This is a genomic window from Enterobacter sp. CM29 (genome assembly GCF_013179605.1).
Classification (GTDB): domain Bacteria; phylum Pseudomonadota; class Gammaproteobacteria; order Enterobacterales; family Enterobacteriaceae; genus Enterobacter; species Enterobacter intestinihominis.
Map to the genome: position 1 here is coordinate 1 of NZ_JABMCU010000197.1, position 8,022 is coordinate 8,022.

Sequence of the window (8,022 nt, forward strand, 5' to 3'; positions counted from 1 at the left end):
CACTGCACCAAAAGTGAACTACGCTGCACAAATGTTGAGCATCTGTTAAACAAATATTGCATTAACTTTGCTGCACAGCGCGTTTTCGCCGCAATGTGAACATGGCACGCGTCCTGCATTGTTAATCTGATAACAGAAACCCGGCCTTTGACAGCCAGTTAACAGCGAGGCGGTATGACGACCAAACCAGAGGTGTTGAGCCGTATCGAAGCGACCTTTAGCCAACTCACCCCGAGCGAAAAGCGGGTGGCAAGCTGGATGCTGGCGCACGTCGGGCAGATCCCCTTTGAAACGGCTGAGAGCGTGGCGCTGGCCACGGCCACCAGCGGGATCACCGTCGGACGCTTTCTGCGCAAGCTGGGCTATCGCAACCTTGATGACGCCAAAAAAAGCCTGCGCGATCCCCATCAGCCCTGGGGCATTAACGAGCGTCTGGACTCCTGGAAACAGCAACAGCCGCTGTCGGATCGCCTTCAGCACTCCCTGTCACTGGAGGTGGACGCCATTGCCCATGTCTACCAACTGGCGCAAAGCGAAACGTTCAGGCAGGTGGTCCAGCAACTTTCCCATGCCGACGCCGTCTTCGTGCTGGGGATCCAGTCCACGCGCGGGATCGCCAATGCGTTCTTCAGCCATCTGGAGTATCTGCGCCCGCGGGTAAGCTATTCCGAAGGGCTCTCCGGTAGCTGGGTGGAGTCGCTTAACTCCGGCTTTGCTAACCCGTATATCGTGCTGACCGATACCCGCGCCTACTCCGCCATTGCCCGCCAGTACTGCCGCGTGGCGAGCGAAAAAGGCCTGGCGATGGCGCTGATCACCGATATCTGGTGCCCGTGGGCGCGGGATTACCCGATTGATTTACTCCAGGTGAAGACCGATACCGGCCATTTCTGGGACTCGCTGGCGCCGGTGAGCTGTCTGTTCAACCTGCTGCTGTCGGGCGTCGTGGAGGCGCTGGGGGAAGCGCTGCCGGAACGTCTGGCAATCAACCGACAACTACAACAAGAATTTGGTCAATTTGAACGCTAAAGGAGCGGAGCTATGCCTGAAGAGAGTCAACTGATTGATGTGGCGAAAACTTTTCCCACGCTGCATATCGATCTGAAATACGCGACCGCCGATAACATTACCGGCCGCCCGATCTATCAGCACGCCGCGTGCCTGCTGCACACGGATGCCGCCACCGCGCTGGCGAAATCGATCAGTATCGCCGCGCTGGCCGGTCTGAAGCTGGTGGTCTACGACGCCTATCGCCCGCAGCAGGCACAGGCGCAACTCTGGGATGCCTGCCCCAATCCGGAATACGTGGTGGATGTCGCGATTGGCTCGAACCACAGCCGGGGCACTGCCATTGACGTCACGCTGATGGATGAACACGACAACGTGCTGGATATGGGCGCCGGGTTTGACGAAATGCACGACCGTTCTCATGCCTGGCACCCTTCCGTTCCGCCCGAGGCGCAGCGAAATCGTCTGCTCCTGAACGCCGTTATGTACGGCGGCGGTTTTGTGGGCATCAGCAGCGAGTGGTGGCATTTCGAGCTGCCGAACGCCGCCAGCTATCCGCTGTTAGATGACCAGTTCGCCTGTTATCCGATCACACACTCACTGTAATTCTGGAGCCCGGCCATGAAAACAACGCTGCTTACTACCCTGATTGCCGCTACGCTCGCCCTGAGCGCCCTTCCCGCTCTGGCGGCGGTGCCAAAAGATATGCTGGTGATAGGGAAAGCTGCCGATCCGCAAACGCTGGATCCGGCGGTCACTATCGATAACAACGACTGGACGGTGACCTACCCCTCGTACCAGCGTCTGGTGAAATACAAGCCTGGCACCACGGAGGTGGAAGGCGATCTGTCGACGGGCTGGAAGGCGTCAGACGACCAGAAAGTGTGGACGTTCACCCTGGCAGATAATGCAAAATTCTCCGACGGCACGCCGGTGACCGCCGAAGCGGTCAAGCTGTCGTTTGAACGTCTGCTTAAAATCAACCAGGGACCTTCCGAAGCGTTCCCGAAAGATTTGAAAGTGGACGCGGTGGATGAGCATACGGTGAAATTCACCCTCAGCCAGCCGTTTGCCCCGTTCCTCTACACGCTGGCCAATGACGGCGCGTCGATCGTCAACCCGGCGGTGCTGAAGGCCAATGCCGCCGACGACGCACGCGGTTTCCTGGCGCAAAACACCGCGGGTTCCGGACCGTTTATGCTGAAAAGCTGGCGGAAAGGTCAACAGCTGGTGATGGTGCCCAACCCACACTGGCCAGGTGAAAAGCCGCACTTTAAGCGCGTCTCGGTGAAGATTATCGGTGAAAGCGCCTCGCGTCGCCTGCAACTTTCCCGTGGCGATCTGGATATCGCCGACGCCCTGCCGGTGGATCAGCTTGCTGCTCTGAAGCAGGAAGGCAAAGTGGCCGTGGCGGAATACCCGTCCCTGCGGGTGACCTACCTCTATCTGAACAACAGTAAGCCTCCGATGAATCAGGTGGATTTGCGCCGCGCGGTCTCCTGGGCGACCGATTACCAGGGGATGGTGAAAGGCATTCTCAGCGGGAACGGCAAGCAGATGCGCGGCCCGATCCCGGAGGGCATGTGGGGCTTCGATGCGAACGCCATGCAGTACAGCTTTGACGAGGCCAAAGCCAAAGCGGCGCTGGAGAAAGTCAAAGATAAACCTGCCAGCCTGACGTTCCTCTACTCCGATAACGACCCGAACTGGGAGCCTATCGCCCTCTCCACGCAGGCGAGCCTGGGCAAGCTGGGGATTAACGTCAAGCTCGAGAAACTGGCGAACGCCACCATGCGCGACCGCGTCGGCAAAGGTGATTATGACATTGCGATTGGTAACTGGAGCCCGGACTTCGCTGACCCGTACATGTTCATGAATTACTGGTTCGAATCGGACAAAAAAGGGCTGCCGGGGAACCGCTCATTCTATGAGAACAAAGAGGTCGATGCGCTGTTGCAGGCGGCACTGAAAACCACCGATCAGGCGGAACGCACCAAAGATTACCAGCAGGCGCAGAAAGTGGTGATTGACGAGGCGGCTTACGTTTATCTGTTCCAGAAGAACTACCAGCTGGCGATGAACAAAGAGGTCAAAGGCTTCACCTTTAATCCGATGCTTGAGCAGGTCTTTAACATCGCCACCATGAGTAAGTAACGGCCCACGCCGGGGGGAAGTGTATGACGTTCTGGAGCATTGTGCGCCAGCGCTGCTGGGGATTAATCCTGGTGGTAGCCGGTGTCTGTATTATTACTTTTATTATTTCACACCTGATCCCCGGCGATCCGGCCCGCCTGCTGGCCGGTGATCGCGCCAGCGATGAAATCGTGCAGGGCATCCGCCAGCAGCTGGGGCTGGATCAACCACTCTATATTCAGTTTGGCCGCTACGTTGAGGCGCTGGCACATGGCGATCTGGGCACGTCTATTCGCACCGGTCGCCCCGTTGTGGAAGATTTGAAAGCTTTTTTCCCCGCCACGCTGGAGCTTGCCTTTTGCTCCCTGCTGCTGGCGCTGGTGATTGGCGTGCCGCTGGGCATTTTATCGGCGGTGTACCGTAACCGCTGGCTGGATCACCTGGTGCGACTGATGGCGATGACGGGCATCTCGACGCCTGCCTTCTGGCTGGGACTGGGAGTTATCGTTCTGTTCTACGGTCAACTGCAAATTCTGCCCGGCGGCGGCAGGCTGGACGACTGGCTCGATCCGCCCGCCCACGTTACCGGTTTTTATCTGCTGGACGCTCTGCTGGAAGGCAACGGCGAGGTGTTTTTCAATGCCCTGCAGCACCTGATTTTACCCTCCATGACCCTGGCCTTTGTGCATCTGGGTATTGTGGCGCGTCAGGTACGTTCCGCGATGCTGGAGCAACTGAGCGAGGATTATATTCGTACCGCCCGCGCGAGCGGGTTGCCGGGCTGGTACATCGTCCTGCGCTACGCCTTACCCAACGCCATGATCCCCTCCATTACCGTGCTCGGGCTGGCGCTGGGCGATCTGCTGTACGGGGCCGTCCTTACCGAAACCGTGTTTGCCTGGCCGGGAATGGGAGCCTGGGTGGTGACCTCCATTCAGGCGCTGGATTTCCCTGCCGTCATGGGCTTCGCGGTCGTGGTATCGCTGGCCTATGTCTTCGTTAATCTGGTGGTGGATCTGCTGTATCTGTGGATCGACCCGCGAATCGGGCGCGGAGGTGCCGAATGATGTTAACTCAGGAAACGCCCGTCCCTGTCAGCACCGCTAAACAGCGCATCAACTGGGCAAAGCTGTTCTGGATGTTACGCAAAAGCCCGCTCACGCTGATCGGCGGGGTCATTATGATCGTGATGCTGCTGATGATGGTGGTCTCGCCGTGGATAGTCCCGCACGATCCGAACGCGCTGGATCTGACCGCGCGCTTGCAGGCACCGTCAGCCCAGCACTGGTTTGGCACCGATGAGGTGGGCCGGGATCTGTTCAGCCGCGTGCTGGTGGGCAGCCAGCAGTCCATCACAGCGGGGCTGGCGGTGGTGGTGATTGCGGGCGGCATCGGTTCGCTGCTCGGCTGTTTGTCCGGCGTACTTGGCGGGCGCGGCGACGCCATCATTATGCGCATCATGGACATTATGCTCTCCATCCCCTCGCTGGTGCTGACGATGGCCCTGGCCGCCGCGCTCGGCCCAAGCCTGTTTAACGCGATGCTGGCGATTGCGATTGTACGCATTCCGTTTTACGTGCGGCTGGCACGCGGGCAAACGCTGGTGGTGCGCCAGTTCACCTACGTGCTGGCCGCCCGCACCTTTGGCGCATCGCGCTGGCACCTGATCAGCTGGCATATCCTGCGTAACGCCCTGCCGCCGCTGATCGTACAAGCGTCGCTGGATATCGGCAGCGCCATTCTGATGGCCGCCACGCTGGGCTTTATTGGATTAGGCGCGCAGCAGCCGACCGCCGAATGGGGGGCAATGGTGGCCGTGGGGCGTAACTACGTGCTTGACCAGTGGTGGTACTGCGCGTTTCCGGGGGCGGCAATTCTGATCACGGCGGTTGGCTTTAATCTGTTTGGCGATGGTCTTCGCGACCTGCTGGATCCCAAATCAGGAGGGAAGCAGTCATGAGTGATTCCGTATTATCGATTGAAGATTTGCACCTGAGTTTCCCCATTTTTCGCGGTGACGTCCACGCGCTCAACCACGTCTCGCTGGAGATTGGCCGGGGTGAAATTGTCGGCGTGGTGGGCGAATCCGGCTCGGGAAAATCGGTCACCGCGATGCTGGCGATGCGCCTGCTGCCGGAAGGCAGTTACCATGTTCACCATGGCCGTGTCACGCTGCTCGGGGAAGATGTGCTGAACGCGTCGGAAAAACAGCTTCGTCAGTGGCGCGGCGCCAGGGTGGCGATGATTTTTCAGGAGCCGATGACGGCGCTTAACCCCACGCGCCGGATTGGCAGGCAGATGGTGGAGGTGATCCGCCAGCATCAGTCGCTTTCCCGCCGCGACGCGCAGCAGAAGGCGATCTCCCTGCTGGGCGAGATGCAAATCCCGGATGCGGCGCAGGTAATGGATCGCTATCCGTTTGAGCTTTCCGGCGGTATGCGCCAGCGGGTCATGATCGCCCTTGCCTTCTCCTGCGAGCCGGAGCTGATCATCGCTGATGAACCCACTACCGCGCTGGATGTGACCGTCCAGCTTCAGGTGCTGCGTCTGCTGAAACATAAAGCGCGCGCCAGCGGAACGTCGGTGCTGTTTATCAGTCACGATATGGCGGTGGTGTCGCAGCTTTGTGACCGGATGTACGTTATGTACGCGGGCAGCGTGATCGAAAGCGGCAGCACGCAGACCTTGATCCACCATCCTGTGCACCCCTATTCGATTGGCCTGCTGCAGTGTGCCCCGGAAAATGGTGAACCGCGCGAGATCCTCCCGGCCATTCCCGGCACGGTACCTAACCTCAGCCACCTCCCGCGCGGATGTGCTTTTCGCGAACGCTGTTTTGCTGCCGAGGCGAAATGCAGCGAAACGCCGCGCTTAATTTCCACGGGCGCAGAAGGCCAGCAGGCTGCCTGCTGGTACCCACAACAGGAGAGACGCCATGTCTGAGGTACTGCTGGAACTGGATAGCGTGCATGTGAATTTTCCTGCGCGCAAAAACTGGCTGGGGCGCGTGACGGAACAGGTACACGCCCTTAACGGCATGGATCTCCGGATCCATCGCGGCGAAACGCTGGGCGTTGTAGGGGAGTCTGGCTGTGGAAAGAGCACGCTGGCGCAGCTGCTGATGGGCATGCTCAAACCGAGTACCGGTGCCTGTCAGCGCGCGAATGCGGCGGGTGGTATGCAGATGGTATTTCAGGACCCGCTCTCGTCCCTCGATCCGCGTTTACCCGTCTGGCGCACCATCACCGAGCCGGTGTGGATACAGCAACGTCGCAGCGAACGGGAGCGTCGTCAGTTGGCTGAAACGCTGGCGCAGCAGGTTGGGATTCGAGCGGAATATCTTGACCGCCTGCCGCATGCGTTTTCGGGCGGACAGCGCCAGCGCATCGCTATCGCCCGGGCGCTCTCTTCGGATCCGGACATCATCGTGCTGGATGAACCCACCAGCGCGTTGGATATTTCCGTCCAGGCACAGATCCTCAATTTGCTGGTTGCCCTGCAACAGCAGCGAAATCTGACCTACGTGCTGATCTCGCACAACGTCTCGGTGGTCCGGCACATGAGCGACCGGGTGGCGGTAATGTATCTGGGGCAAATCGTGGAACTGGGTCCGGCGGACCAGGTGCTGGGTCAGCCGCGCCATCCGTATACGCAGCTGCTGCTTGACTCCGTTCCCCGGACCGGAGAACCGCTGGATGAGGATCTGGCGTTGCGAAAAACCGATCTTCCGGGTAATCGCCACCTGCCCGTTGGGTGCTATTTCCGCGACCGCTGTTCGCTGGCGACGCAGGGATGTGAACAGCCGCAACAGCTCCTGCCCTCTTCCGCAAGCCGAAGCGTACGCTGCTGGCGTAACCGTTAAAAATGAGCCGGGCATGCGCCCGGCCCGATATCAGTTCAGTTTGTAATCCAGCGTGATTTCCGCTTTCAACAGCTGCGAGACCGGGCAACCGGCCTTGGCTTTCTGGATAATGCCGTCGAACTGCTGCGGATCGATACCCGGTACCGTCACCTTGCTTTGCAGCGCGACTTTGCTGATGGCAAAACCGCTGTCGGTTTTATCCAGCGAGACATCCGCCGTGGTATCGATGGAATCGGCGGTATAACCCGCTTCGCCCAGCATTAGCGACAGGGCCATAGAGAAACAGGCCGCGTGCGCTGCGCCAATCAGCTCTTCCGGGTTAGTCCCTTTCTCGCCCTCGAAGCGGGTGTTAAAGCCGTAAGGTTGCTGGTTAAGGACGCCACTTTCGGTCGATACCGTCCCTTTGCCGCGTTTGATGTCGCCAGACCAGTGTGCTGAACCGTGCTTATGAATCGTCATTCTTGCTCTCCTTTTGGCTTACAAAGGGATAAGTATAGGACGCATAATCTATTTTGCAGGGAAGACAGACTAGTCCGATCGCGTGGCAAGGTGGTTTGCCAGCGCGTCGAGGAACACACGCTGCGCCGCAGGCTGATAGTCTCGCGACTGATAAATACCAAAAATGCCGATCGGTTTTGGCGTATAGGCGCTGAGCACCGGCACCAGGCTTCCCTGCCGTAGCGCCGCGTCGGCCTCGCGCTCGGGCAGCATGGCAATACCACAGTGATTTATCGCCGCCTCCATCAGCAGAGATGAGATGCTGGCGCTGAGATTGCCGCTGACCGCCGTCGTGACCGGCTCCCCTGCCGGCGTTAAAAAACGCCACGACTGACCGGCAAAAAAGCTGTAATGCAGGCAGTTGTGCCGGGCTAAGTCTTCCAGCTCCTCTGGCACGCCCCGGCTTGCAAGGTAGTGCGGCGAGGCGCAAAGCACGGACCGACACTCTCCCAACCGGCGAGCGATCATACCCGGTTCGGGGTTATCGGTAATGCGGATCGCCACGTCAATTCGCTCGCCCA

The 8,022-nt window shown here is 59.4% G+C and carries 9 protein-coding genes; 7 read left to right on the forward strand and 2 right to left on the reverse strand.

The genetic code is table 11. From position 1 onward, the window contains the following. Window positions 1-174: 174 nt before the first annotated feature. The 7 genes from HP459_RS19130 to HP459_RS19160 are packed head-to-tail and all read left to right on the forward strand — an operon-like array spanning window position 175 to window position 7,003. Window positions 175-1,029, forward strand: a complete 855-nt coding sequence (locus tag HP459_RS19130) for a MurR/RpiR family transcriptional regulator (RefSeq protein ID WP_023300159.1) — start codon at window positions 175-177, stop codon at window positions 1,027-1,029. 12 nt (window positions 1,030-1,041) lie between these two features. Then, a complete protein-coding gene (gene ddpX / locus HP459_RS19135; protein ID WP_023306242.1) occupies window positions 1,042-1,614 on the forward strand; it encodes a D-alanyl-D-alanine dipeptidase in 573 nt (190 codons plus the stop codon). Between the two features lie 15 nt (window positions 1,615-1,629). Further along, on the forward strand, window positions 1,630-3,162 hold the full coding sequence (locus tag HP459_RS19140) for an ABC transporter substrate-binding protein (RefSeq protein ID WP_171936655.1): 1,533 nt from the start codon (window positions 1,630-1,632) through the stop codon (window positions 3,160-3,162). 23 nt (window positions 3,163-3,185) lie between these two features. Beyond that, a complete protein-coding gene (locus tag HP459_RS19145; protein WP_171936656.1) occupies window positions 3,186-4,208 on the forward strand; it encodes an ABC transporter permease in 1,023 nt (340 codons plus the stop codon). Next, the gene (gene ddpC, locus HP459_RS19150; RefSeq protein WP_022648185.1) at window positions 4,205-5,101 is read left to right on the forward strand and encodes a D,D-dipeptide ABC transporter permease; all 897 of its coding nucleotides are present in this window, start codon (window positions 4,205-4,207) and stop codon (window positions 5,099-5,101) included. The genes HP459_RS19145 and ddpC overlap by 4 nt, the downstream gene beginning before the upstream one ends. Further along, the gene (locus HP459_RS19155; protein ID WP_155025318.1) at window positions 5,098-6,084 is read left to right on the forward strand and encodes an ABC transporter ATP-binding protein; all 987 of its coding nucleotides are present in this window, start codon (window positions 5,098-5,100) and stop codon (window positions 6,082-6,084) included. Before ddpC ends, HP459_RS19155 begins: the two co-directional genes overlap by 4 nt. Beyond that, complete coding sequence (locus HP459_RS19160; protein ID WP_171936657.1) at window positions 6,077-7,003, forward strand: ABC transporter ATP-binding protein; 927 nt, start codon at window positions 6,077-6,079, stop codon at window positions 7,001-7,003. Before HP459_RS19155 ends, HP459_RS19160 begins: the two co-directional genes overlap by 8 nt. A 30-nt stretch (window positions 7,004-7,033) precedes the next feature. Here the strand turns inward: HP459_RS19160 and HP459_RS19165 are convergent, their stop codons facing one another. Beyond that, complete coding sequence (locus HP459_RS19165; RefSeq protein WP_003857069.1) at window positions 7,034-7,462, reverse strand: OsmC family protein; 429 nt, start codon at window positions 7,460-7,462, stop codon at window positions 7,034-7,036. 69 nt (window positions 7,463-7,531) lie between these two features. Beyond that, on the reverse strand, window positions 7,532-8,022 hold a 491-nt coding region (locus HP459_RS19170; RefSeq protein WP_216661701.1), incomplete at its 5' end, for a substrate binding domain-containing protein.

Excerpts from the sequence above, each read along its gene's own strand:
- HP459_RS19130 (WP_023300159.1), top strand. The coding sequence starts at position 175 with ATGACGACCAAACCAGAGGTGTTGAGCCGTATCGAAGCGACCTTTAGC.
- HP459_RS19160 (WP_171936657.1), top strand. The coding sequence starts at position 6,077 with ATGTCTGAGGTACTGCTGGAACTGGATAGCGTGCATGTGAATTTTCCT.
- ddpX (WP_023306242.1), top strand. The coding sequence starts at position 1,042 with ATGCCTGAAGAGAGTCAACTGATTGATGTGGCGAAAACTTTTCCCACG.
- HP459_RS19165 (WP_003857069.1), bottom strand. The coding sequence starts at position 7,462 with ATGACGATTCATAAGCACGGTTCAGCACACTGGTCTGGCGACATCAAA.
- HP459_RS19145 (WP_171936656.1), top strand. The coding sequence starts at position 3,186 with ATGACGTTCTGGAGCATTGTGCGCCAGCGCTGCTGGGGATTAATCCTG.
- ddpC (WP_022648185.1), top strand. The coding sequence starts at position 4,205 with ATGATGTTAACTCAGGAAACGCCCGTCCCTGTCAGCACCGCTAAACAG.
- HP459_RS19140 (WP_171936655.1), top strand. The coding sequence starts at position 1,630 with ATGAAAACAACGCTGCTTACTACCCTGATTGCCGCTACGCTCGCCCTG.
- HP459_RS19155 (WP_155025318.1), top strand. The coding sequence starts at position 5,098 with ATGAGTGATTCCGTATTATCGATTGAAGATTTGCACCTGAGTTTCCCC.